Source organism: Pseudomonas sp. Au-Pse12, assembly GCF_021341665.1.
In the GTDB taxonomy this organism is placed as follows: domain Bacteria; phylum Pseudomonadota; class Gammaproteobacteria; order Pseudomonadales; family Pseudomonadaceae; genus Aquipseudomonas.
Window position 1 is genome coordinate 610,354 of the sequence record NZ_JAJTTH010000003.1, and the last position, 25,372, is coordinate 635,725.

Here is a 25,372-nt window from a genome sequence, read left to right on the forward strand (position 1 = left end):
CCACGACGGGCGCGCGGCCGATCGCCGCCTGCGGCTACAGGCTCAGCGATCAGGGGCTGTAATACCCCACGGCAACCAGCAGGTTCCCCACTTTGCGCAGATAGGCATGCTTGTCCTCGACCTTGCCCGTCACCGGGTTCTTCCAGCGGTACTGGTATTCCCCCTGATCCTGCCGGGCCAGCAGCGCCAGCATCGGCTCGCCCACTGGCTTGCCCTCGGGGTCCCTGACCTTGGCAAAATCGGTGTTGAGCAAGCGCAAGTTGGTGCCATGAGCCAGGTAACGCCGGCTGTCGAGGTCCACCACGAACACGTACAGGTCGTCCTCTAGAAAACCACCCTGCAACTGGTTGATCGCCTTGAGCGTGCCCGCGCGGTCCGTGCCCAAGGCGCTGGCCGCCCGCTCCAGCAACGCCTTGGCCTGCTCGGCCGAGGCCCGGGGCTGATAGTAGCCCACCGCCAGAATGCGCTCGCCGACACGCTGGAAATACACATGCTTGCGCTCGATCTTGCCGTCGGCCCAGTTCTGCCAGCGGTACTCGGCCTGCTGGATGCCATTGGCCTCGGGGGTCTGCAAAGCCTCCTTGAACGCCTTGCGCAGATCCGGCCCCAGTACCTGCGATACATCGCGGCCGATCAACGCCGACGAGGGCCCGCCACTGGCCAGCATCACACCGCGGGTATCCACCACGAACACATAGCGGTCCTGGTCGACGAACTCGCCCTGGCGGCTGAAGGCGGCGAACGCCTTGTCACCCTGATCGTGGTAATAGCTCAAGGCCTTTTCCAACAACGCTCGGGCCGCGGCGCCGTCATCCACCGCCGGCGCGGCCTGCAGTGGGCTGAAACACAACAGCAGCAACCCGCTCAACCAGGTTCTTCCAAGCCACAGTCTCATCACCCGCTCCTCGCTCGTGTTGGCGTTCGAAGAGCGTAGACGGCTGCGGGATATGCGGAAACATTCAGCGAACGGGGGTTACCCGGCGCCTTCCCACGCCTGGCATGGGAAGGCGGCGCCCATCAGGGGCGAGTGTTGATCTGCTGTTGCAGGTTCTGGATCTGGCTTTGCAGGGTATTGATGTTGCGGGTCACCTGACCACGAAACGCATCGAACTCGGCAGTGCTGGCACCGTTCTGCGCCGCGGCGGGCCGGTTGTCCTGCTGGCTCTTGAGCACGATCAGGTCCTGCTCCAGACGTTCGATGGCAGCGCTCGGATTGCCCTGTTTCTTCAACGCCGCCAGGTCGGCACTCAGGCTCTTGAGCTGAGCATCGACCTTGCCGCCATCGGCCTGGGCGCCTTTCAGGCTCGCCAGTTCACCACTCAGGGCTTTCACCTGAGCCTGCAACTGGCTGTTGGCCGCTTGCTGCTCGGCGGTCTGCGCGCTCATCTGCGCCAGGCGCTTGTCCAGGTCGGTGGCTTGCCCCGCCACGCCCTGCTGCTGCCGGCTCTGGTCCTGCAGGCGGCTCTCCAACTGCTTGATCTGCAACTTCAGCGCTTCGCTGTCGGTGGTGACATTGGTCTGGCTGGCCACCACCTTGCCGGAGATGTCCTGCAAGCGCCCGGCGGCTTCCTCGCTGATCCTGGCGAAGCTTTCCTGGGTCGCCACCAATTGCTGCTCCATCAGCGAGATCTGCTGAAAGCTCCACCAGGCCAGGCCAATGAAGGCAAAGAACAGCGCGCCCACCAGTGCCCAGAGCGGACCGGTGCTCGGGCCCTTGACCTTGACCACCGGCGTACTGCGCGAATGCACGGAGGTACGCTCGCGGGCGGCGCTGGTGGTAGGGAAGACATCGTTGTCCAGAGGATCGGCGCGCAGACTGGGAACGTCATCGAAATCATCGTTTGCATCGTTACGCATGGGGCAACCTTTGTGAACCGCAGTGGTGGCTGAGTGCGGCGAGTATAAACCGCTAATTCGCCCGGCCAATGGACCGGGCCGGGCAAACTCGGTTCCGTCTTTGGTTTCAGCTTATGTCCTGGGCTTTCCACCAGGCGCAGAACTCATCCAGGGCAGCCCACAGGCTGACCTTGGGCTCATAACCCAGATAATGCCGGGCGCGGCTGATATCCAGGGTGAAGTTCTTGTTCATGACCTGCATTCCCAGGCGCGAAAGGGTCGGCTCCGGGCGCCCGGGCCAGAGTTTGCAGAAGCCCTCGTTGAGTGCCGCGACGCTGTAGGCCAGGCCAAAGGAGCGGTAACGGGTGACTTGCGGCACCTGCATCTGGCGCATCACGTAATTGACCACGTCCCACAGCGGCACCGGCGCCCCGTTGCTGATGTTGTAGACCTTGCCCAGGGCCGAACCGCTGGCGTGCAAGCTGCTGAACAGGGCGTCGTTGAGGTTGTGCACACTGGTGAAGTCGACCTTGTTCAAGCCGTTGCCGACAATCGCCAGGCGTCCCTTGCGTTGCATCTTCAGCAGCCGCGGGAAGATGCTCATGTCGCCGGCGCCGGTGACGAAACGCGGACGCAGGGCAATCACTTCAAGGCCGAATTCCTGGGCGCCGAAGACCTTCTGTTCGGCCAGGTACTTGGTGGCCGCATACGGGTGCTTGAAGCGCTTGGGCACCTGTTCCTCGGTCAGCCCCAGGTGATCGCGGCCATCGAAATAGATCGACGGCGAGGACAGATGCACCAGGCGTTGAACCCGTTGCTTGAGGCAGGCTTCGACCACATTTTCGGTGACCAGCACATTGCCCTGATGGAAATCCTGATAGCGCCCCCACAACCCCACGGCCCCGGCGCAATGCACCACGGTATCGACATCGCGGCACAGCTCGCGCACCAGGTCGGCATCGCTCAGGTCGCCCTGGATGAACTCGGCGCCACGGCGCACCAGATGCTCCACGGCTTGCGCGCGACGGCCATTGACCCGCACATCCAGGCCCTGCTCAAGGGCAAAGCGGGCGAAGCGCCCGCCGATGAAGCCGCTTGCGCCGGTAACCAGAATCTTCATGAAATATTCCTAAGAAAGCAGTGACGAGCTACGCGCTACAAGCTGCAAGTTAAAAATCAGTGCGCAAGCTGTCGACTTGCAGCTTGTCGCTTGACGCTTATGGCTGCTCCCAGGGCACCAGCCATTGTGCCGATAAACGGGCCAGGTGCTCGGTCAGCATGCCCAGCAATTGCCCACCATTGCGCCAATGATGCCAGTACAGCGGTACATCGATGGGTTTATCCGGCAAAAGCTCCCGCAGCACGCCACGCTGCATTTGCTCGCGAACCTGCAACTCGGGCACCAGCCCCCATCCCAAGCCGGCTTCAGTCAGGCGGATGAAACCTTCCGAAGACGGGCACAGATGATGCTCGAAAGCACCGTCGACGCCCAGGGACGCCAGGTAGCGATGCTGCAGGAAATCGTCGGGGCCGAAGACCAGCGCCGGCGTGCGCGGCAACTGTTCGGCACGCACACCCTGGGGGAAATGCCGGGCGATGAACGCCGGGCTGGCCAGGGCCCGATAACGCATGGCCCCCAGCAACAGGCTGCGCGCACCGGCCACCGGGCGCTCGCTGGCGCAGACGCACGCGGCCACTTCCCCGGCGCGCATGCGCTTGAGGCCGACGGTCTGGTCTTCCACCACCAGGTCCAGAAGCAAATGGTGCTCGGCACAAAAGTCGCCCACCGCCTCGGCCCACCAGGTGGCCAGGCTGTCGGCGTTGAGGGCGATGCGCAAACGCTCCGGCAGGCCTTCCTCGTCCAGCGCCGGCACCAGGCTTTGCAAGTCACGCTCCAGCAGGCGCACTTGCTGCACATGGTTGAGCAGGCGCCGGCCGATTTCCGTGGGCGCCGGTGGCGTCACCCGCACCAGGACGGGCTGGCCGATCCGGGCCTCCAGCAGTTTGATGCGCTGGGAAATCGCCGACTGCGACAAACCCAACACCTGGGCCGCACGTTCGAACCCTGCCTGTTCGATCACCGCGGCCAGCGCCGAAAGCAATTTGTAGTCGAACATCAGTTTCCCTAATGAGTGATCAGCACTATTGGTTTTTCTTATACAGCCTGGAACCGGAAAATAGCCAGCGTAAAGCCTCTGCAACGCCTCTTCGCTCAAGGATTCTATTCATGGCCGGTGAAACCTCCCTCGCTACCCTGCTGCGCAGCATGAGCCCGCAGCTCAACGACGGCGAGTACGTCTTCTGCTCTATCAAGGACCGCGGCCAGCTGCAGGACTGCGAAGTGCTGGGCAGCTTTCACGAACGCGAAGGCCTGACCGTGATCATCACCCGCCAACAGGCCGAGCGCCTGGGCCTGGACTTCGACTATGTCGCCGCCTGGATCACCCTCAACGTGCATTCGGCGCTGCACGCCGTAGGCCTGACCGCCGCCTTCGCCGGCGCCCTGGGCCAGGCCGGGATCAGTTGCAACGTGATCGCCGGCTACTACCACGACCACCTGTTTGTCGGCCAGGCGGATGCCGGGCGGGCCATGCAGGTGCTGCAACGACTGGCCGCTGGCGAGGAGCAGTAATCATGTGGCAAAGCTATGTAAACGGCCTGTTGGTGGCCGCCGGCCTGATCATGGCCATTGGCACTCAGAACGCTTTCGTCCTGGCGCAGAGCCTGCGTCGCGAACACCACCTGCCGGTGGCGGCGCTGTGCGTGACCTGCGATGCGCTGCTGGTGGCGGCGGGCGTGTTCGGCCTGGCCACTGTGCTCACCCAGAGCCCGATGCTGCTGGCGGTAGCACGCTGGGGCGGCGCGGCATTCCTGATCTGGTACGGCGCCCAGGCCTTGCTCCGGGCCTGCTCGAAACAGAGCCTGCAACAAGGCGAAGGACAGACCGTGCGCTCGCTGCGCGCGGTCATGCTCAGCGCCCTGGCGGTGACCCTGCTCAACCCCCATGTGTACCTGGACACCGTGCTGCTGATCGGCTCGCTGGGGGCCCAGCAGACTGAACCGGGTGCCTATGTGGTCGGCGCTGCGAGCGCTTCGCTGCTGTGGTTCTTCACCCTGGCCCTGGGCGCCGCCTGGCTGGCTCCGTGGCTCGCCCGACCGAGCACCTGGAGGATTCTCGACCTGCTGGTGGCACTGATGATGTTCAGCGTGGCGTTCCAGCTGATCAGCGCTGCGTGACTTATTCCAAAAGGCTCTGGAACCTCTATCCCACACAGTTGTTGCGTGGTTAAGCCGCACCCCCGGTGCTATGATCCGAACCCTGCGCCGCAAAGAGTACAAACTCCCCGGCGCTTGTCTGGCCGCCCGTGATCGGCCTTGCGCTCACCGCAACTGACCTGATTAGGAGAATCATCATGGCTTTCGAATTGCCGCCGCTGCCTTATGCACACGACGCCCTGCAGCCGCACATTTCCAAGGAAACCCTGGAATACCACCACGACAAGCACCACAACACCTATGTCGTGAACCTGAACAACCTGGTGCCAGGCACCGAGTTCGAAGGCAAGACTCTGGAAGAGATCGTCAAAACCTCTTCGGGCGGCATCTTCAACAACGCAGCCCAGGTCTGGAACCACACTTTCTACTGGAACTGCCTGGCGCCAAACGCCGGCGGCCAACCTACCGGCGCCCTGGCTGAAGCCATCAACGCTGCGTTCGGTTCGTTCGACAAGTTCAAAGAAGAATTCACCAAGACTTCGGTTGGCACCTTCGGTTCCGGCTGGGGCTGGCTGGTGAAAAAGGCTGACGGTTCCCTGGCCCTGGCCAGCACCATCGGCGCCGGCAACCCGCTGACCAGCGGCGACACTCCGCTGCTGACCTGCGACGTCTGGGAACACGCCTACTACATCGACTACCGCAACGTTCGTCCTAAGTACGTCGAAGCGTTCTGGAACCTGGTCAACTGGAAATTCGTGGCTGAGCAGTTCGAAGGCAAGAACTTCGTCGCTTAAGTCCGTTTGCAGTGCAAAAAACCCGGCCTGGCCGGGTTTTTTTTGCCTCGGACAAAGCTGGCATCTTGTCCCGCCCCACCGAGGCGCTAAGATTCATCTGATGTAAAAAACAACGCCACCCCTCAAGTTGCACGGCGTCGCTACCGACACACTATCCACAGCACGAGCAATCCTGATTCTGATCACCCGGGCCTGGCCCGCAGACGTCCTGTACTCGGCATTAATGTCGCTTTGACTGCCATCACGGGATTGCCAATACTCATGGCAACTTGACGCTACACGCACGGAACAAGGAATAGCCCTTTGAAGCTGGAACTCAAAAACAGCTTGTCGGTGAAGTTGCTCCGGGTTGTGCTGCTGTCGGCACTCATAGTGGGCGTAGTCCTGAGCTGCGCCCAGATCGTCTTCGATGCCTACAAGACTCGGCAGGCGGTAGCTAACGATGCCCAGCGCATTCTCGACATGTTTCGCGACCCATCGACACAGGCGGTCTACAGCCTGGATCGGGAAATGGGCATGCAAGTGATTGAAGGCCTGTTCCAGGATGACGCCGTGCGCATGGCCTCCATCGGCCACCCGAACGAGACCATGCTGGCGGAAAAATCCCGCGACCTGCAGAAGTCCTCCAGCCGCTGGCTGACCGACCTGATCCTGGGCCAGGAACGCACCTTTACCACGCAACTGGTGGGCCGCGGCCCCTACAGCGAATACTACGGCGACCTGAGCATCACCCTCGACACCGCGACCTACGGCCAGGGCTTCATTGTCAGTTCGGTGATCATCTTCATTTCCGGAGTCCTGCGGGCCCTGGCCATGGGCCTGGTGCTGTACCTGGTCTATCACTGGCTGCTGACCAAGCCGCTGTCGCGCATCATCGAGCACCTGACCAACATCAATCCCGACCGCCCCAGCGAACACCAGCTGCCCCTGCTCAAGGGCCACGAAAAGAATGAGCTGGGGATCTGGATCAACACCGCCAATCAGTTGCTCGCGTCTATCGAGCGCAATACCCATTTGCGCCATGAAGCGGAAAACAGTCTGTTGCGCATGGCCCAGTACGACTTTCTCACCGGCCTGCCCAACCGCCAGCAGTTGCAGCAGCAACTGGACAAGATCCTGGTGGACGCCGGGCGCCTGCAACGCCGGGTCGCGGTGCTGTGTGTCGGGCTGGATGATTTCAAGGGCATCAACGAACAGTTCAGCTACCAGACCGGCGACCAGCTGCTGCTGGCCCTGGCCGATCGCCTGCGCGGCCACAGCGGCAGGCTGGGTGCGCTGGCACGCCTTGGGGGCGATCAGTTCGCCCTGGTCCAGGCCGATATCGAACAGCCTTATGAAGCAGCGGAGCTGGCCCAGAGCATTCTCGATGACCTGGAAGCCACCTTCGCCCTCGATCACCAGGAAATCCGCCTGCGCGCCACCATCGGCATCACCCTGTTCCCGGAAGACGGCGACAGCACGGAAAAGCTCCTGCAGAAAGCCGAACAGACCATGACCCTGGCCAAGAGCCGGTCACGCAACCGCTATCAGTTCTACATCGCCAGCGTCGACAGCGAGATGCGCCGGCGCCGGGAGCTGGAAAAGGACCTGCGTGAAGCCCTGGCCCGGGAGCAGTTCTTCCTCGTCTATCAACCGCAGATCAGCTATCGCGATCATCGGGTGGTGGGGGTCGAGGCCCTGATCCGCTGGCAGCACCCCGAGCACGGCCTGGTGCCGCCGGACCTGTTCATTCCCCTGGCGGAGCAGAACGGCACCATCATCGCCATCGGCGAGTGGGTGCTGGACCAGGCCTGCCGCCAACTGCGCGAATGGCATGACATGGGCTTCAGCGAGCTGCGCATGGCCGTCAACCTGTCCACGGTGCAACTGCACCACGCGGAACTGCCACGGGTGGTCAACAACCTGTTGCAGATCTACCGCCTGCCGCCGCGCAGCCTGGAACTGGAAGTCACTGAAACCGGCCTGATGGAAGACATCAGCACCGCCGCCCAGCACCTGCTGAGCCTGCGTCGCTCCGGCGCGCTGATTGCCATCGACGACTTCGGCACCGGCTATTCGTCACTGAGCTACCTGAAAAGCCTGCCCCTGGACAAGATCAAGATCGACAAGAGCTTCGTCCAGGACCTGCTGGATGACGACGACGATGCCACCATCGTGCGGGCGATCATCCAGCTGGGTAAGAGCCTGGGCATGCAGGTGATTGCCGAAGGCGTGGAAACCGCCGAGCAAGAGACCTACATCATTGCCGAAGGCTGCCATGAAGGTCAGGGCTACTACTACAGCAAACCCCTGCCCGCACGGGAGCTGGGGGCCTACCTGAAACAGGCCCAGCGCAGCAACGCGGCCATCCTCTGAGCAAGGCATCGCGCTGGCAAGCTTGACCCAGCGCAATCCCCTGCTGAATAAGAAATATTTACAAGCGCAGCCCTTTACACATAATGCAAATCTTTCGCATTATGTCGCAGTTTTTGCGCGCCCTCGCGCCGTCCACCCCCCTCTCGAAGCAGGATGTTCGCCATGATTCGTATGCCTCTGGCTACCGCCAGTCTGTTGGCCATCGCTATTTCCCTCGCCGGCTGTGGCGAAGGCAAAAACGACAAGGCTGCCGCCCAAGCACCGACCCCGGCCACCAGCACTGCCACCCCAGCGGCCGATGCTGCCGGCAAGGTCGACGAAGCAGCCGCCAAGGCTGTCGTCGCCCACTACGCCGACATGGTGTTCGCGGTCTACAGCGATGCCGAATCCACCGCGAAAACCCTGCAAACCGCTGTCGATGCGTTCCTCGCCAAACCCAACGACGAAACCCTGAAAGCCGCCAAGGCCGCCTGGGTCGCCGCTCGCGTGCCTTACCTGCAGAGCGAAGTGTTCCGCTTCGGCAACACCATCATCGATGACTGGGAAGGTCAGGTGAACGCCTGGCCACTGGACGAAGGCCTGATCGACTACGTCGACAAGAGCTATGAACACGCACTGGGCAACCCGGGCGCCACCGCCAACATCATCGCCAATACCGAGATCCAGATCGGCGAAGACAAGGTCGACGTGAAAGACATCACCCCGGAAAAACTCGCCAGCCTGAACGAGCTGGGCGGTGCCGAGGCCAACGTCGCCACCGGCTACCACGCCATCGAATTCCTGCTCTGGGGCCAGGACCTCAACGGCACCGGCCCGGGTGCCGGCGCCCGCCCGGCTTCCGACTACCTGGAAGGTACCGGCGCCACCGGCGGCCACAACGATCGCCGCCGCGCCTACCTGAAGGCCGTGACCCAACTGCTGGTCAACGACCTGGAAGAAATGGTCGGCAACTGGAAGCCGGACGTCGCCGACAACTACCGCGCCACCCTCGAAGCCGAACCGGCCGAGACCGGCCTGCGCAAGATGCTGTTCGGCATGGGCAGCCTGTCTCTGGGCGAACTGGCGGGCGAGCGGATGAAGGTGTCCCTGGAAGCCAACTCTCCTGAAGACGAGCAGGACTGCTTCAGCGACAACACCCACAACTCGCACTTCTACGACGCCAAGGGCATCCGCAACGTCTACCTGGGCGAATACACCCGTGTCGACGGCAGCAAGATGACCGGCGCCAGCCTGTCGTCCCTGGTGGCCAAGGCCGACCCGGCAGCCGACGCGGCCTTGAAGGCCGACCTGGCGGCCACCGAAGCCAAGATCCAGGTCATGGTCGACCACGCCAACAAGGGTGAGCACTACGACCAACTGATCGCTGCGGGCAACGAGTCCGGCAACCAGATCGTGCGCGACGCCATCGCTGCCCTGGTCAAGCAGACCGGTTCGATCGAACAGGCCGCCGGCAAGCTGGGCATCAGCGACCTGAACCCGGACAATGCCGATCACGAATTCTGATCAGCAAGACGCCAGGCGAAAAGGCGACCTTCGGGTCGCCTTTTTTCTGCCCGCCAACGTCGCATGCGAAACCTGCGACGCCGGCAGCAACACCTCGGCAAGCTTGTCCTGAGTCAAACCAAACGATAATTCCTCTTATTCAATCCTGGCCGCCCTGTTAGACTTTGCGCCCTTGTTTTGCTCGTCTTGCAGGATGTCCAATGCCCTCGTTGCCGCTTCGCTGGTCCGCGCTGTTCATGGCCCTGTGCCTGAGTGCCTGCGATGACGCGCCGCGCTTTACCCAGGCAGAACCCGGGGAAGCCCGAGCCGGCGGCGCGACTACGGTCAACAAGAGCGATCGCAATGCCTTCTCTCTGCCGTCGGCCAACCTGCCACCGACGCGGCGCCTGGACTTCAGCGTCGGCAACAGTTTCTTTCGCAGCCCCTGGGTCATAGCCCCCTCGACCACCACCGCCCGTGACGGCCTGGGCCCGTTGTTCAATACCAACGCCTGCCAGAATTGCCACGTCAAGGACGGGCGCGGCCATCCGCCTGCGCCGGGTGCGCTGAACGCGGTGTCGATGCTGGTGCGCCTGTCGATCCCCGACGACCCGGCCTTCGCCCAACTCATCGAACAGGTCGGTATCGTTCCAGAGCCGGTGTATGGCGGCCAGTTGCAGGACATGGCGATTCCCGGGGTGGCCCCGGAGGGCCGCGTGCGAGTGGATTACGAGCCCCTGCCGGTACGTTTCCACGACGGCACCCTGGTGGAGTTGCGCAAGCCCAAGCTGCAGATCACTGACCTGGGCTACGGGCCGATGCACCCGGATACGCGGTTTTCCGCCCGGGTCGCGCCACCGATGATCGGCCTTGGGTTGCTTGAGGCGATTCCCGACGAGGCGATCCTGGCCAACGCCAGGCCGGCGAACAAAAACGCCATCGCCGGTCGGCCCAACTGGGTCTGGGACGACGCCCGGCAACAGACCGTGCTCGGGCGCTTTGGCTGGAAAGCCGGGCAACCGAACCTCAATCAGCAGAATGTTCACGCGTTTTCGGGTGATATGGGCCTGACCACAAGCCTGCGTCCCTTCGATGACTGCACCGCGGCGCAAACCGCCTGCAAGCAGGCCCCCAACGGCAACGGGCCGGAGGGCGAGCCGGAGGTCAGTGACAATATCCTGCGCCTGGTGCTGTTCTATACCCGCAACCTGGCGGTGCCGGCACGACGCGACGTCGACTCGCCCCAGGTCCTGGCCGGCAAGAATCTGTTCTTCCAGGCCGGTTGCCAGTCCTGTCACACCCCCCGTTTCACCACCGCGGCCAACGCCGCCGAGCCCGAGTTGGCCAACCAGGTGATACGCCCCTACAGCGACCTGCTGCTGCACGACATGGGCGAAGGCCTGGCGGATCAGCGCAGCGAGTTCAAGGCCAGCGGCCGCGACTGGCGCACCGCGCCGCTGTGGGGCATCGGCCTCACGGAAACCGTCAGCGGCCACACCCAGTTCCTGCATGACGGCCGCGCCCGCAACCTGATGGAAGCGGTGCTCTGGCACGGTGGCGAAGCCGAAAACGCGAAGCAACAGGTCTTGACCTTCAATGCCGAACAACGCGCCGCGTTGCTGGCATTCCTGAATTCTCTATAAACGCTCGACTCACACGTTTCTCCACAATAAAGGGAGCCCGAACATGTTCCGCCCCAAACTGCTGTTCACCAGCCTTGCCGCACTCGCCCTGGGCGCCTGCTCGCCTCAAGACCCACAAGCCGTGACCTCGGCGGCCATCGCCAAGCAGGTGATTCTGCCGACCTACAGCCGCTGGGTCGAAGCCGATCGCCAACTGGCCATCAGTGCCCTGGCGTTCTGTGAAGGCAAGGAAAGCCTGGACACCGCCCGCGCCGACTTCCTTCACGCGCAAAAGGCCTGGGCCGAGCTCCAGCCGCTGCTGATCGGTCCGCTGGCCGAAGGCAACCGCTCCTGGCAGGTACAGTTCTGGCCGGACAAGAAAAACCTGGTGGGTCGCCAGGTCGAGCAACTGGTCAGCGCCAACCCGCAGATCGATGCCGGCGCCCTGGCCAAGTCGAGCGTCGTGGTCCAGGGCCTGTCGGCCTATGAATACATTCTCTTCGACAGCAAGATCGACATGGCCGACAGCGCGCAGAAAGCCCGCTACTGCCCGTTGCTGACCGCCATCGGTGAACGCCAGAAGCAACTGGCCGAAGAGATCCTGTCGAGCTGGAACACCAACGACGGCATGCTCGCGCAGATGAGCAAGTTCCCCAACCAGCGCTACGCCGACTCCCACGAGGCGATCGCCGACCTGCTGCGGGTCCAGGTCACCGCCCTGGATACCCTGAAGAAGAAACTCGGCACCCCGATGGGCCGCCAGACCAAGGGCATCCCCCAGCCGTTCCAGGCCGACGCCTGGCGCAGCCAGTCGTCCCTGCAGGGCCTGGAAGCCAGCCTCAGCGCCGCCCAGACGGTCTGGGCCGGGGTCGACAACAAGGGCCTGCGTGGTCTGCTGCCCGCCGACCAGAAGCCGTTGGCCGACAAGATCGACGCCGCCTACGCCGCCTCGCTGAAACTCTTTGCCAGCACTCAACGCTCGCTCACTGAAATGCTCAATGACGACGCCGGCCGCCAGCAACTCAACGACCTGTATGACAGCCTCAACGTGGTCCATCGCCTGCACGAAGGCGAACTGGCCAAGGCGCTGGGGATCCAACTGGGCTTCAACGCCAACGACGGTGACTGATGATGCTGCGACGTCAGGCTTTGGTACTGGGCAGCCTGCTGCTCAGTGCGGTGACCTTGGGCGGCTGGACGCTGTTCAAGCAAAAGGGCAAGCAGCCCTTGCTGCTTTCGGCCAGGGACGATGGTGACGGCAAGCATTACGCCGTCGGTTATCAACTGGACGGTAAACAGGTGTTTGCCACCCAGGTCGGCCAGCGTTGCCATGACATCATCAATCACCCGCAGTTACCCATCGCGCTGTTCGTGGCCCGACGCCCAGGCACCGAGAGCTACCTGATCGACCTGCGCAATGGCGCGCTGCTGCAGACCCTGGCCTCGCAAGCGGACCGGCACTTCTACGGGCATGCGGTGATCCACAAGGACGGCGAATGGCTGTACGCCACCGAGAACGATACCCGGGAACCGGGTCGTGGCCTGCTGGGGGTCTATCGCTTTGAAGGCGAGCGCCTGGTGCACAGCGGCGAGCTGTCCACCCACGGCATCGGCCCGCACCAGGTGTCGTGGATGCCCGACGGCGAAACCCTGGTGGTGGCCAACGGCGGTATCCGCACCGAAGCCGAGAGCCGGGTGGAGATGAACCTCGACGCCATGGAGCCGAGCCTGGTGCTGATGCAGCGTGATGGCACCCTGCTGAGCAAGGAAACCCTGGCCCAGCAGATGAACAGCGTGCGCCACATGGGCATCGCCGGCGACGGCACCATCGTCACCGGCCAGCAGTTCATGGGCGCCGCCCACGAGTCCTCTGAACTGTTGGCGATCAAGCGCCCCGGCCAGCCCTTTGCGCCCTTCCCGGTCGCCCAGGAACAATTGCAGGCCATGGGGCACTACACCGCCAGCGTGGCAGTGCACAGCGACCTGCGGCTGGTGGCCCTGACGGCCCCCCGGGGCAACCGCTTCTTTATCTGGGACCTGGACAGCGGCGCCGTGCGAGTCGATGCGCCGCTGCCCGACTGCGCCGGTGTCGGGGCCGTGGCCGATGGTTTCGTGGTGACGTCGGGACAAGGCCGCTGTCGTTTCTACGACTGCCGCCAGGCACAGATCGCGGCCAAGCCCCTGGACCTTCCCGCCGGCCTCTGGGACAACCATCTGCATCTGATCTGATGGGTATTGAACAGCCGGACAAACAAAAGGCCTCGCATGGCGAGGCCTTTTTCTGTGGGTTGAACAACCTTCAGCTCTGGGGTTTCAATCCTTGGGTCATGCCAAACATGAACAGCAACAGGTCATGATCAGGCTTGACCGCCACAGACGCTTTCGCCACCCGCGGCAACCGGCAATGCGCATCTCCCTGGGCGCTTAGAACCTGCGTTCGCGGCTGCTCCCAGGCAGCTACGGCCAAGGAAGCAACTGCCAAGGCTCCTGCCAGGAACAAACCTCGTGCAATTTCGAGCTTCATCGCTATAAACCTTTGATGGGGCTGCCAAACACCGTTTTGTAAAAGTAGTAGAGCTTTTGCCAGTCCGCGTCATTCCACGACGAATGGCGACGCAGCTGCTTGAGGTCATGGGCGGCGGCTCGCTGACTGCTCAAGCGTTGCCGGCATTTCTCGAAATCCAGCAGCGCGACCCGCACCTGGGCCTGCTCACCTTCCCCATCCACCCGCACGAAAACATGCTTGGCGTACAGGCAGCCATGCTGCCAGCGCCCCTTGTGCATGCGCACCAGGGTCGTGGCCACAGCCTGCAACAGGCGATCGTGAAGCCCTTCACCGTGCCGCTCGCGTTCGCCCGCGGCATACCAGTTGTCGATCTCGACAAAACCGTCCAGCGCCGCAGTGACCAGCAACGCCTGCCATTGATGCCCTGGACCACGCCGGGCCCCGCAAAAGACCAATTCCGGGACCTCTACGTCCAGCAGACGCAAGCCTTGCATGGCATCGCGCTCGCGCAGCACTGTCGGGCGGCCAAACGGCTGCAACCAAGTGCGATGAATGTGGCCGATCTGCCGCTTCGCATAGAGCAGGCGACCGCTGCTGCTGAGAATGCGCTGGACGCCACTCTGGCCACCGCGTCGCTGATTGGGGTCCTCGACCCATTCACCTTGTTTGTTCCAGAAGTATTCGAAGCGATCTGTGGGCGCGGCATCCAGTTCCGAAGCACATTCAACAGCCATCCTTTTACCTCTTGCGTAATACGTAGACCCGCCACATGGCGTAGAGCGGAAAGAAGTCCAAATGCTCCTGGACATGAAAGCCGGCTTGCCTGAATTCTTCTTCAACCACGGCCGCCGGTAATACAAATCGATTCTGGTACCCCTCCTGCCCAACTTCTGCCTGGCGCTTGCGCTCCATGCGCTTGCGTTTCCAGGCCTTGAAGTTGCCATCGACCCACAGCGAAACGATCACGCTATCGCGGGTCACCCGCTGAAACTCCCGCAACAGGGTCATGCGGTGCTCGGCCTGGCCGATGTGGTGCAACAAGCGCATGGAGAAAATGCAGTCCACGGCGTTGTCCGGCAAGTCGATGGCAAACGCCGAGGTCTGCAAGGGGCGCACCCGTTTTACCACATCAGCCGGTTGCGCCACCTTGGCGGTGCTCAGCATAGCCGCAGAATTGTCCGCACCAATGATCACTCGATTGGCCTTTTCCGCCAGCAGGGGCCAGAAACGGCCGACGCCGCAGGGCAAATCCAGCACCAGGCCTGGCTCTCCGACCAAATCCAGCGCGGCACGCGCCAGTTGCTCATCGCGCCGGTGGGATAACCGCCGCGCCAGGCCATCCTGATGCTTGAGCAGGTATTCCTGGGCGTGTTGGGCATCGTACTTATCGGAAAATTCCAGCTTGATCGGTGTCGACATCATCAAAGTCTCCTGCAACTGATGGCGCCACCTTAGGTCGTGGCATGTCAGCGACAGGTCATCCCTTTGTGAAAACTTCATACCGTCCAGCGAGGAAATATTTCAGGGTTTTACAGCCTGAAGACAATGGCCTGGGGCCACTTAAGAAGAAAAAACGACAAGTGACCGGCCCTGCCGAACAGGGCCGGAAAGGAACAATCAAGGTTTGGCCGAATCCAGCTGAACGTAAAAACGACAGCCATTGGGCGTCATGGTGCTGAGGCTGACGCTCCACCCCTGGTTCTCGCAGATTCGCTGAACCAGGGACAAGCCCAGCCCCAGCCCCTCGCCGCGCTTTTCATCGCCACGAACAAACGGCTGGAACATCGCCTCGCGCTTTTCCTCGGGAATGCCCACGCCGCTGTCCTCCACCACGAAGCCGCCCGGCAGCAGGCTCAAGCGGATAAACCCCTGCTCGGTGTAATGCAAGGCGTTGCGCAACAGGTTGCCCATCACCGCATGCAGGAAGGTCGCGTTGTAACGATTGTCCCCCGGGGTTCCCGGCTCGAAGATCAGCTCGATGCCCTTGGCCTCGATGGCTTCGCTCCAGATCCCGATCAAGTCGCTGGCCGCCTGGCTCAGGGTCAACTGCGGCGACATGCTGGCGTCTTCACGCTGGGCCCGCGCCAGCATCAGGAACGTCTGAACCAGTTCGCGCATTTCTTCACAGGCGCGGGCAATGCGTTCGACCTGGGCCCGACCACGGTGGTCCAGGCCAGGGTTTTCCAGCAGCAGTTCGCAGGAGGTGGCCAGAACCATCAATGGTGTGCGCAGCTCATGGCTGACGTCACTGGTGAACAGCCGCTCGCGGCTCAAGGCCTGGCGCAAGCGCCCCAGGGTTGCGTCAAAGGCGATGGCCAGTTCACCGACCTCGTCCGCGGCATAATCCGGCGCCAAGGGCGGCGCCAGGCCCAGCAGCTGGTCCCGGTGGCGCACCTGGCGGGCCAGCCGGACCACCGGTGCCATCACCCGACGCGCCAGGACCCAGCCAAGAAACACCGCCAGCGCCAGGCTCAGGACAAAGCCCACCAGCACCACGGCGAACAGCACCCGCTCACGCTCTTCGAAATCGCTCTGGTCCTGCAGCAACACGTAGCGCCGACCGTCCACCACCTCGACCATCGCGTGATACGACAGCTGTTCACGGAACACTTCATGGAAGCCCGGGTCCAGATGGCGCAGGTCCTTGGGCAACTCGAAGTCGCCGCGCCCACCGCTGTAGTAGAACAACTGGTCGGGCTCGGGACGATGCCGCCAATCGTTGACGTCATCCATCAGCAACAGGCGTTGCAGATCGCCACCCAGGCCGGCGGAGATGAGTTTCTCCTCCACCAGGTGCACCGTCGCCACGATGCCCATGGCGAACGCCCCCGCCACCAATGCGCTCATCAAGGCAAAGGCGATGATGATGCGCTGGGCAAGGCTCTGCTTAAACTCCATCACGGCCCTCGGCCAGGCGATAACCGACACCGTGCACGGTGTGCAGCAACGGCTTGGCGAATGGCTTGTCGATCACTTGGCGCAGTTGGTGGACATGGCTGCGCAGGCTGTCGCTGTCGGGGCAATCATCGCCCCACAGGGCTTCTTCGAGGATCTCCCGGCGCAGCACATGGGGGCTCTTCTGCATCAGCACCGCCAACAGCTTGAGCCCCACCGGGTTGAGCTTGAGCAGGCGGCCTTCACGGGTGACTTCCAGGGTATCCAGGTCATAGTTCAGGTCGCCGACCTGCAATGCCCGACGGCCTCCGCCCTGGGTACGGCGCATCACCGCCTCGATGCGTGCCGCCAGCTCCGATAGCGCGAAGGGCTTGAGCAGGTAGTCATCGGCCCCGGACTTGAAGCCCTGGAGGCGGTCGTCGAGCTGATCACGGGCGGTGAGCATGATCACCGGGGTGTCGCGCCGGGCATCTTCGCGCAAGCGCTTGCACAGGGTGTAGCCGTCGATCCCCGGCAGCATGATGTCGAGCACGATCAGGTCGTAATGCTCGGTAGCCGCCAGGTGCAACCCGGACAGACCGTCCTGGGCACAATCCACGGTATAGCCCTTGAGCCCCAGGTAATCAGCCAGGTTGGCGAGAATATCGCGGTTGTCTTCAACCAGTAGAATTCGCATCGGCACTCTCTCCGTACACAGTTACGGCCATCTTGGCTCGCGCAGCTTAAGGCCAAGTCCGGCTCGCCGCCAGCCTTGTCGGGCGGCGTCTGGATGACTTTTCCCAAGTGGTGGGGCTTAACAATATTTTCACTACAGCTTCACAAGCTGACTACAGGGACAACCTCAGACTGCCGACCGTTTGCCTCCAAGGAACACCCCCTGATGGACCTTCTCAAGACCGCTCCAGCGCGCTTCGTGCTGCTGTTGACCAGCACCTGGCTGGCGATTTTCCTTCTGACCCGCGGCATCTTGCTGCTCACCCACCTCAATGAAGCCGGTAGCGGCTGGCTCCCCCTGTTCGGGGTCGGGCTGCTCTATGACCTGGGTTTCCTGGCCTATGCCGCCCTCCCCCTGGGCCTCTGCCTGCTGCTCTGCCCTCCCGCCCTGTGGCGCCGACGCGGATACCTCTGGCTGTTGCAGGGCCTGTTCAGCCTGAGCCTGTTCGCCATGCTGTTCACCGCCGTGGCGGAATGGTTGTTCTGGGATGAGTTCGGTGTGCGTTTCAACTTCATCGCCGTCGACTACCTGGTGTACTCCGACGAAGTCCTCAACAATATTCTCGAATCCTACCCAATCGGCCTGTTCATGGGCCTGCTGGCCCTGGCAACAGTCGTCCTGAGCCTGGCGCTGCGCAAGCCGCTGAAGGCAGCCCTGGATGCGCCCTTGCCGTCTCTGCGCGGCCGCCTGCTCAGCGGCCTGGGGCTGCTGCTGGTCGCCGGCGCCAGCCTGCAACTGCTCAGCCAGGACAGTCCACGCGCCCAAGGCGGCAACGCCTATCAGAATGAGCTGGCAAGCAATGGTCCGTATCAGTTCTTTGCCGCCTTTCGCAACAACGAGCTGGACTACCAACAGTTCTACCGCAGCCTGCCCGTCGACGTGGTGGCCCGCCAGATGCGCGCCGAGCTGAACGAACCCAATGCCCGCTTCATCGGCAAGGACCCGCTGGATATCCGCCGCGCCATCGACAACCCGGGCACCCCGCGCACGCCCAATATCGTCCTGGTGACCCTGGAGAGCTTCAGCGCCAAGTACATGGGCAGCAACGGCGACGACCGCAACCTGACCCCGAACCTGGATGCGTTGCGCGCGCAGAGCCTGTACTTCAATAACTTCTACGCCACCGGCACCCGCACCGACCGCGGCCTGGAAGCCATCACCCTGGCGATCCCGCCAACGCCAGGACGCTCCATCGTCAAGCGCATCGGTCGCGAAAGCGGCTTCGCCAGCCTTGGCCAGCAGCTGCATGCCGTGGGCTACGACAGCGTGTTCGTCTATGGCGGGCGCGGTTACTTCGACAACATGAACGCCTTCTTCAGCGGCAACGGCTACCGCGTGGTGGACCAGAGTAGCGTCGAGGAATCCGACATCCACTTCAAGAACGCCTGGGGCATGGCCGACGAAGACCTCTATAGCCAGACCCTGAAGCTGGCCGATGCCGACTACGCCCAACAGCGGCCCTTCCTGCTGCAACTGATGACCACCTCCAACCATCGGCCGTACACCTACCCCGATGGCCGGATTGACATCAAGTCCGGCAACGGCCGTGACGGCGCGGTGAAATACACCGACTACGCCATCGGCGAGTTCCTCAAGGCCGCGCGGCAAAAGCCCTGGTTCGACAACACGATCTTCGTGTTCGTCGCCGACCACACGGCGGGCAGCGCGGGCAAGGAAGACCTGCCCATCAGCAACTATCAGATTCCACTGTTCATCTATTCGCCCAAGCTGATTCCCGCGCGGGAAAGCGCACAGCTGGCGAGCCAGATCGACCTGGCGCCGACCCTGCTGGGGCTGTTGAACCTGGACTACGAGTCGACCTTTTTCGGCCGCAACCTGCTGCTGGACAACCCGCTGCCGCCTCGCGTGCTGGTGGGCAACTACCAGCACCTGGGCCTGTTCGACGGACAGGACCTGGCGATTCTCAGCCCGCGCCAGGGCCTGCGCCGCCATGACCAGGCGCTGGGCGCCAGCCAGGAATCCCGCGTGCCGGACAGCGACCCGCTGATCCAGCGCGGGATCAGTTACTACCAGAGCGCCAGTTATGGCTTCAAGCAGCAGTTGCTGGGCTGGAAGGCACCTCACGCACCGGCGGTGGAACTGAGCCAGCGCTAGGTCTTTTCGCGGGCAAGCCCGCTCCTGCATTGAGCTGCGTTTGCAGGAACGGACGTGCCCGCGAAGATGCAACCGCCATATCCCAGGCATAAAAAAGCCCCGCCGGTGTTCACCGGCGGGGCTTTTTCAGTACAGGGGTAAGGCTGGCTTACATCATGCCGCCCATGCCACCCATGCCGCCCATGTCTGGCATGCCGCCAGCTGCAGGCTTGTCTTCCACGATTTCAGCAACAGCGGCTTCGGTGGTCAGGATCAGACCGCCGATGGACGAAGCTGCTTGCAGCGCGGAACGGGTAACCTTGGTTGGGTCCAGGATGCCCATTTCGATCATGTCGCCGTATTCGCTGGTAGCAGCGTTGTAACCGAAGTTGCCGGCACCCTGCTTGACCTTGTCCACCACCACGCTTGGCTCGTCGCCGGAGTTGGCAACGATCTGGCGCAGTGGAGCTTCGATAGCGCGACGCAGTACAGCGATACCCACGTCCTGATCGGCGTTGTCGCCCTTCAGGTCGTTGATGCCTTGCAGGGCACGGATCAGGGCTACGCCACCGCCAGGTACCACGCCTTCTTCAACGGCTGCACGGGTAGCGTGCAGGGCGTCTTCAACGCGGGCTTTCTTCTCTTTCATTTCAACTTCGGAACCAGCGCCAACCTTGATCACTGCAACGCCGCCGGACAGCTTGGCCAGGCGCTCTTGCAGTTTTTCACGGTCGTAGTCGGACGAAGTGTCGGCCACTTGTTGACGGATCTGGGTCACACGAGCCTGGATGTCCGCTTCAACGCCAGCACCGTCGATGATGGTGGTGTTTTCTTTGGACAGGATCACGCGCTTGGCGTTACCCAGGTGCTCCAGGGTGGTGCTTTCCAGGCTCAGGCCAATCTCTTCGGAGATCACGGTGCCGCCGGTCAGAACGGCGATGTCCTGCAGCATGGCCTTGCGACGGTCGCCGAAGCCTGGTGCCTTGACGGCAGCGACTTTGACGATGCCACGCATGTTGTTCACAACCAGAGTCGCCAGGGCTTCGCCTTCAACGTCTTCAGCCACGATCAGCAGTGGGCGGCCGGCTTTGGCAACGGCTTCCAGCACTGGCAGCATTTCGCGGATGTTGGAGATCTTCTTGTCCACCAGCAGGATCAGCGGGCCGTCGAGTTCGGCGACCATGGTGTCCGGCTTGTTGATGAAGTAAGGGGACAGGTAGCCACGGTCGAATTGCATGCCTTCTACGACAGACAGTTCGTTTTCCAGGCCCGAGCCTTCTTCAACGGTGATCACGCCTTCTTTACCGACTTTTTCCATGGCTTCGGCAATGATGTCGCCGATGGAGTTGTCGGAGTTGGCGGAGATGGTGCCGACCTGAGCGATGGCTTTGGAGTCAGCACATGGCTTGGACAGACCTTTCAACTCTTTGACGATGGCGATGGTGGCCTTGTCGATACCGCGCTTGAGGTCCATCGGGTTCATGCCGGCAGCGACGGCTTTCAGGCCTTCGTTGACGATCGACTGAGCCAGAACGGTGGCGGTGGTGGTGCCGTCGCCAGCGTCATCGTTGGCACGGGAGGCAACGTCTTTGACCAGCTGCGCGCCCATGTTTTCGAAGCGATCTTTCAGCTCGATTTCTTTGGCTACGGAAACGCCGTCCTTGGTGATGGTCGGAGCGCCGAAGCTCTTCTCGATGATCACGTTACGGCCTTTCGGGCCCAGGGTCGCTTTTACTGCGTCAGCCAGGACGTTGACACCGGTGAGCATTTTCTTGCGGGCGGAATCGCCGAATTTAACTTCTTTAGCAGCCATGATCGATATTCCTTAAATACTGTGTAGTAGCGGGAAAATACGCGGGAAATCAGCCTTCGATAACAGCGAGAATCTCGTTCTCGGCCATTACCAGCAGATCTTCGCCATCGACTTTCACGGTGTTGCTGCCGGAGTACGGGCCAAACACCACTTTGTCACCCACTTTCACGGCCAGCGCACGTACTTCACCGTTGTCCAGCACGCGGCCGGTGCCTACAGCGACGATTTCGCCACGGTTAGGTTTTTCAGCGGCCGAACCAGGCAGAACGATACCGCCGGCAGTTTTCGATTCTTCTTCGCTGCGACGGATGACGACGCGGTCATGCAGAGGACGAAGCTTCATTGTCGATCTCTCCTAATTGTGGTTTTCAGCGGCCGGTGTCGATACCGGCGGGTTAACAAATCCGGCGAGGCCGGTTGCGGCTCGACAAGCGAGCCGCGGAAGTCTGTCTGGTGTCAGCACCAGAAACCTTGCGGTGACCGTTACATAAGGGCGCATAAGGTTATTACAAGGGCTGAGCGATGAATTTTTTTACATCGCCTGGGCCAAAACGAACACGGCACCCGAAGGTGCCGTGCGTTGACGCTAGAAACTCATGAGTCGCGGTGCTCGAACTCGCCTTCGATGACATTCGGCTCGCGGCCCAACGGTTGTTGTGGTGCAGGGCCACCACGGGCCGCACGCATGTCGTCGGCGAAGGCCCGTTGGTGCAGGGCCTGCTCCTCGGCACGCTGGCGCATTTTGTTGGCCAGCAGGCGACGACTGATCGGCAGCAGCATCAGCAGGCCGAACACATCGCTGATGAAACCCGGCAGGATCAACAGGCCGCCACCCAGGGCCAGCATCAGCCCTTCGAGCATCTGCTGGGCCGGCAACTCGCCGCGATTGAGACTTTCACGGGCACGCAGTGCCGTGGCCAGACCGGCCACGCGCAACACCAGCACTCCGAGCATCGAACCAAGAATGATCAGCAGCAGCGCCGGGAAAAACCCGATGGCCGCGCTGACCTTGACGAAGACGAACAGCTCCAGCACCGGGAACAGTAAAAAGAGCAACAGATAAGGGCGCATCAAATGGTTTCCTCTACGGAAGAATGCCTTCCAGTAGATCGTAAATGACGTCGCCAATTCGTGAATTCAAGCACCCGCGACTGGATTTTTCGGCCATTGATCGGCGTGGGCCAGGAAAACCAGGGCTTCGCGTACTTGTGTCGGCGTATTGCAAGGCGCCTGGAAGGGCAGCCAGTACAGCGCCTGGCCAATGCGCAGGTGCATGCCTTCGGTGTCGATTCCGGCCAGTTGCGCCGGCACGCTGTTCGGCAGGCCCGTCAGCTCGACGTAATGGGCAATGGCCTTGGCGTGATCGCTGTTCATGTGTTCCACCATGCTCACTTCGGCCTTGCCGGCGAAAGGGTTGGCCAGGGTCAGTTGATCAACCCAGTGGATAGCCCCGAAGCCGCCGATGTAGCGATGGCGAACCGGCTTGAGCACCCAGAAGTCAAAATCGTGGGCCTTGTGGTAGTTCTGCGATTCGGGGAAGTAGCGGTAGTAGCGCTCGGCCGCAGCCTCGATGGCCGCATCGTCCAGAAGCTTCTCGGCTTCGGCCAGGTAGGTCAGGCGCCCGACCGCCTGCACGTCGTCGGCGTCACGCTCGCCCACCAGCAGCGAACACTTGGGATCCTTTTGCAAATTATGGGTGTGCTGGGCGATGCGGCTGATCAGGATCAGAGGCCTTCCCTCGGCGTCCAGGCAATATGGCACCACGGAACCGAAGGGAAACCCGGGCATGGCCTTGGAGTGAGTCGACAGCACCCCGCGATATTCCTTGAGCAGCAGTTCTCGTGCATTCTTGGCAGCTTCAACGCTCACTTTATGACTCCTCATGTAAAATCCGTCGAAAACGGACGGGCGCCTGGAGCATTGTTCCAGCTACGCCGACGGGGCAATTCTCATCTGCAGCCAGGCCAGATCCGGCAGTCGGCCGAGGTTCCCCTACAAAGGACACCCCCTCAAGACCTGCTAGCGGGACATGCGAATGCAACTCACTGACAAAGTAATCATTATCACCGGCGGTTGCCAAGGTCTGGGCCGTTCCATGGCCGAGTATTTCGCGGCCAGGGGCGCGCGGCTGGCCTTGGTCGACCTCAACCAGGAAAAACTCGACCAGGCGGTCGCGGCCTGCAAGGCCCTCGGCGTCGAGGCCCGTGCCTATCTGTGCAACGTCGCCAATGAAGAACAGGTGAGCCACATGGTGGCCCAGGTGGCCGAGGACTTCGGCGCCATCCACGGCCTGATCAACAATGCCGGGATCCTGCGTGACGGCCTGCTGGTCAAGGTCAAGGACGGCGAGATGACCAAGATGAGCCTGGCCCAGTGGCAAGCGGTGATCGACGTCAACCTGACCGGGGTGTTCCTCTGCACCCGTGAGGTGGCGGCGAAAATGATCGAGTTGAACAACAGCGGCGCGATCATCAATATTTCTTCGATTTCCCGGGCCGGCAATGTCGGCCAGACCAACTATTCCGCGGCCAAGGCCGGGGTCGCGGCGGCCACCGTGACCTGGGCCAAGGAACTGGCGCGCTATGGCATCCGCGTGGCCGGTATTGCCCCGGGCTTTATCGAGACCGAGATGACCTTAGGGATGAAGCCCGAGGCCCTGGAGAAGATGACCTCCGGGATTCCGCTCAAGCGCATGGGCAAGCCGCAAGAGATCGCCCACTCGGCGGCCTATATCTTCGAGAACGACTACTACACCGGGCGCATCCTGGAAATGGACGGCGGCCTGCGTATCTGATCCTGCAATCGCAACGGTAGGAGCCGGCTTGCCGACTCCTACCTGACGCACGCGTCTGGGGTTTCAGTCGTCGCTGATGGTGATGTTGGGCATCGCCGGGGCGGCGGCTTCCTGCAGCACAATGCGCGCCCCCACGTGCCGCGCCAGTTCCTGGTAGACCATGGCGATCTGGCTTTCCGGCTCGGCGATCACCGTCGGCTTGCCACCGTCGGCCTGCTCGCGGATCAGCATCGACAGCGGCAGCGAGGCCAGCAACTCGACGTCGTACTGGTTGGCCAGCTTCTCGCCACCGCCTTCACCAAACAGATGCTCGGCATGGCCGCAGTTGGAGCAGATGTGCACCGCCATGTTCTCCACCACGCCCAGCACCGGGATGTTGACCTTGCGGAACATCTCCACGCCCTTGCGCGCATCCAGCAGCGCCAGGTCCTGAGGTGTGGTGACGATCACCGCGCCGGCCACCGGGACTTTCTGCGCCAGGGTCAGCTGGATGTCGCCGGTGCCTGGCGGCATGTCGATCACCAGATAGTCGAGGTTGCCCCAGTCGGTCTGGGTCACCAGTTGCAGCAAGGCACCGGAGACCATCGGACCGCGCCACACCATCGGCGTGTTGTCATCGGTCAGAAAGGCCATCGACATGACCTCGACCCCGTGGGACTCGATTGGCACGAACCACTTCTGATCCTTGATCTTCGGCCGGGTGCCTTCGGCGATGCCGAACATGATGCCCTGGCTCGGGCCATAGATATCGGCATCGAGAATCCCCACCTTGGCGCCTTCGCGGGCCAGGGCCAGGGCCAGGTTGGCCGCGGTGGTGGACTTGCCCACGCCGCCCTTGCCGGACGCCACCGCCACCACGTTCTTAACGTTGGCCAGGCCCGGGATCTGCGCCTGGGCCTTGTGCGCGGCGATCACGCTGGTGATTTCGACCTTGGCCGAGTCGACACCGTCCAGGCCTTCGATGGCCAGTTGCAGCATCTGCGCCCAGCCGCTCTTGAACAGGCCGGCGGCATAACCCAGTTCCAGGCGGACCGTGACCCGGTCGCCCTGGACGTCGATGTCCCGCACGCAGCCGGCGCTGACCGGGTCCTGGTTCAGGTAAGGGTCGGTGTATTGGCGAAGGACGGCTTCCACCGCTGCGCGATTGACGGCGCTCATGGGCAACTCCGATATCAAGACAGGAAAATCAGCCGGCTATCCTACGCCGCCGACTCCTTCGTGGCGAGAAAGCTTGCTGCGCACAATGCACC

General features: G+C 62.4%; 24 protein-coding genes. 10 read left to right on the forward strand and 14 right to left on the reverse strand.

Going from position 1 to position 25,372, the window contains the following annotated elements:
* Positions 1-49: 49 nt before the first annotated feature.
* The 4 genes from LXM55_RS11235 to LXM55_RS11250 all read right to left on the reverse strand — a co-directional run bounded on the left by LXM55_RS11235 (position 50) and on the right by LXM55_RS11250 (position 3,953).
* Positions 50-895, reverse strand: a complete 846-nt coding sequence (locus tag LXM55_RS11235) for a cache domain-containing protein (RefSeq protein WP_233320429.1) — start codon at positions 893-895, stop codon at positions 50-52.
* Between the two features lie 122 nt (positions 896-1,017).
* Complete coding sequence (locus tag LXM55_RS11240) at positions 1,018-1,857, reverse strand: ATPase (protein ID WP_233320430.1); 840 nt, start codon at positions 1,855-1,857, stop codon at positions 1,018-1,020.
* 106 nt (positions 1,858-1,963) lie between these two features.
* Positions 1,964-2,956, reverse strand: coding sequence for an NAD-dependent epimerase/dehydratase family protein (locus LXM55_RS11245; RefSeq protein WP_233320431.1), 993 nt, complete (start codon positions 2,954-2,956; stop codon positions 1,964-1,966).
* 97 nt (positions 2,957-3,053) lie between these two features.
* Positions 3,054-3,953: a LysR family transcriptional regulator ArgP gene (locus tag LXM55_RS11250; protein ID WP_233320432.1), complete on the reverse strand. Its 900-nt coding sequence runs from the start codon at positions 3,951-3,953 to the stop codon at positions 3,054-3,056.
* A gap of 110 nt (positions 3,954-4,063) precedes the next feature.
* Between LXM55_RS11250 and LXM55_RS11255 the strand changes: the two genes are divergently transcribed.
* From LXM55_RS11255 to LXM55_RS11290, 8 genes are all read left to right on the forward strand, one after another.
* Positions 4,064-4,468 (forward strand): ACT domain-containing protein, encoded by a 405-nt coding sequence (locus tag LXM55_RS11255; RefSeq protein WP_233320433.1) that lies wholly within the window; start codon positions 4,064-4,066, stop codon positions 4,466-4,468.
* Between the two features lie 2 nt (positions 4,469-4,470).
* The gene (locus LXM55_RS11260; RefSeq protein ID WP_233320434.1) at positions 4,471-5,073 is read left to right on the forward strand and encodes a LysE/ArgO family amino acid transporter; all 603 of its coding nucleotides are present in this window, start codon (positions 4,471-4,473) and stop codon (positions 5,071-5,073) included.
* A 176-nt stretch (positions 5,074-5,249) separates the two neighbouring features.
* Positions 5,250-5,846 (forward strand): superoxide dismutase, encoded by a 597-nt coding sequence (locus LXM55_RS11265; RefSeq protein WP_011063080.1) that lies wholly within the window; start codon positions 5,250-5,252, stop codon positions 5,844-5,846.
* A 303-nt stretch (positions 5,847-6,149) separates the two neighbouring features.
* The gene (locus tag LXM55_RS11270) at positions 6,150-8,201 is read left to right on the forward strand and encodes a putative bifunctional diguanylate cyclase/phosphodiesterase (RefSeq protein WP_233320435.1); all 2,052 of its coding nucleotides are present in this window, start codon (positions 6,150-6,152) and stop codon (positions 8,199-8,201) included.
* Between the two features lie 162 nt (positions 8,202-8,363).
* A complete protein-coding gene (locus tag LXM55_RS11275) occupies positions 8,364-9,704 on the forward strand; it encodes an imelysin family protein (RefSeq protein ID WP_233320436.1) in 1,341 nt (446 codons plus the stop codon).
* A 200-nt stretch (positions 9,705-9,904) separates the two neighbouring features.
* On the forward strand, positions 9,905-11,326 hold the full coding sequence (locus LXM55_RS11280; protein WP_233320437.1) for a di-heme oxidoreductase family protein: 1,422 nt from the start codon (positions 9,905-9,907) through the stop codon (positions 11,324-11,326).
* Positions 11,327-11,369: 43 nt separating this feature from the next.
* Positions 11,370-12,434: an imelysin family protein gene (locus tag LXM55_RS11285; RefSeq protein WP_233320438.1), complete on the forward strand. Its 1,065-nt coding sequence runs from the start codon at positions 11,370-11,372 to the stop codon at positions 12,432-12,434.
* Between the two features lie 2 nt (positions 12,435-12,436).
* Entirely contained in the window at positions 12,437-13,534 is a 1,098-nt protein-coding gene (locus LXM55_RS11290) for a DUF1513 domain-containing protein (RefSeq protein ID WP_233320519.1), read from the forward strand.
* Between the two features lie 70 nt (positions 13,535-13,604).
* Here the strand turns inward: LXM55_RS11290 and LXM55_RS11295 are convergent, their stop codons facing one another.
* The 5 genes from LXM55_RS11295 to colR form a co-directional block, all read right to left on the reverse strand.
* Positions 13,605-13,829, reverse strand: a complete 225-nt coding sequence (locus LXM55_RS11295) for a hypothetical protein (protein WP_233320439.1) — start codon at positions 13,827-13,829, stop codon at positions 13,605-13,607.
* A 2-nt stretch (positions 13,830-13,831) separates the two neighbouring features.
* A complete protein-coding gene (locus tag LXM55_RS11300) occupies positions 13,832-14,545 on the reverse strand; it encodes a lipopolysaccharide kinase InaA family protein (protein ID WP_233320440.1) in 714 nt (237 codons plus the stop codon).
* Positions 14,546-14,549: 4 nt separating this feature from the next.
* Positions 14,550-15,230 (reverse strand): class I SAM-dependent methyltransferase, encoded by a 681-nt coding sequence (locus LXM55_RS11305; RefSeq protein WP_233320441.1) that lies wholly within the window; start codon positions 15,228-15,230, stop codon positions 14,550-14,552.
* Positions 15,231-15,428: 198 nt separating this feature from the next.
* Positions 15,429-16,709, reverse strand: a complete 1,281-nt coding sequence (locus LXM55_RS11310) for a sensor histidine kinase (protein WP_233320442.1) — start codon at positions 16,707-16,709, stop codon at positions 15,429-15,431.
* Positions 16,699-17,382 carry a two-component system response regulator ColR gene (colR, locus tag LXM55_RS11315; protein WP_060840784.1) on the reverse strand — a complete coding sequence of 228 codons (684 nt, stop codon included), beginning with the start codon at positions 17,380-17,382 and terminating at the stop codon, positions 16,699-16,701. The genes LXM55_RS11310 and colR overlap by 11 nt, the downstream gene beginning before the upstream one ends.
* A 204-nt stretch (positions 17,383-17,586) precedes the next feature.
* On the opposite strand from colR, the gene LXM55_RS11320 reads away from it, so the two are divergent.
* Positions 17,587-19,536, forward strand: a complete 1,950-nt coding sequence (locus LXM55_RS11320; protein WP_233320443.1) for an LTA synthase family protein — start codon at positions 17,587-17,589, stop codon at positions 19,534-19,536.
* A gap of 148 nt (positions 19,537-19,684) precedes the next feature.
* On the opposite strand, the gene groL is transcribed toward LXM55_RS11320, so the two are convergent.
* From groL to LXM55_RS11340, 4 genes are all read right to left on the reverse strand, one after another.
* Positions 19,685-21,328: a chaperonin GroEL gene (gene groL, locus LXM55_RS11325; protein ID WP_011063092.1), complete on the reverse strand. Its 1,644-nt coding sequence runs from the start codon at positions 21,326-21,328 to the stop codon at positions 19,685-19,687.
* Positions 21,329-21,377: 49 nt separating this feature from the next.
* Positions 21,378-21,671, reverse strand: coding sequence for a co-chaperone GroES (locus tag LXM55_RS11330; protein ID WP_011063093.1), 294 nt, complete (start codon positions 21,669-21,671; stop codon positions 21,378-21,380).
* Positions 21,672-21,922: 251 nt separating this feature from the next.
* Positions 21,923-22,399, reverse strand: a complete 477-nt coding sequence (locus LXM55_RS11335; protein WP_233320444.1) for an FxsA family protein — start codon at positions 22,397-22,399, stop codon at positions 21,923-21,925.
* Positions 22,400-22,465: 66 nt separating this feature from the next.
* Positions 22,466-23,197 (reverse strand): HugZ family pyridoxamine 5'-phosphate oxidase, encoded by a 732-nt coding sequence (locus tag LXM55_RS11340; protein ID WP_233320445.1) that lies wholly within the window; start codon positions 23,195-23,197, stop codon positions 22,466-22,468.
* 166 nt (positions 23,198-23,363) lie between these two features.
* Between LXM55_RS11340 and LXM55_RS11345 the strand changes: the two genes are divergently transcribed.
* Entirely contained in the window at positions 23,364-24,122 is a 759-nt protein-coding gene (locus tag LXM55_RS11345) for an SDR family oxidoreductase (protein WP_233320446.1), read from the forward strand.
* Between the two features lie 63 nt (positions 24,123-24,185).
* On the opposite strand, the gene apbC is transcribed toward LXM55_RS11345, so the two are convergent.
* Positions 24,186-25,280 (reverse strand): iron-sulfur cluster carrier protein ApbC, encoded by a 1,095-nt coding sequence (apbC, locus tag LXM55_RS11350; RefSeq protein ID WP_233320447.1) that lies wholly within the window; start codon positions 25,278-25,280, stop codon positions 24,186-24,188.
* Positions 25,281-25,372: the final 92 nt, after the last annotated feature.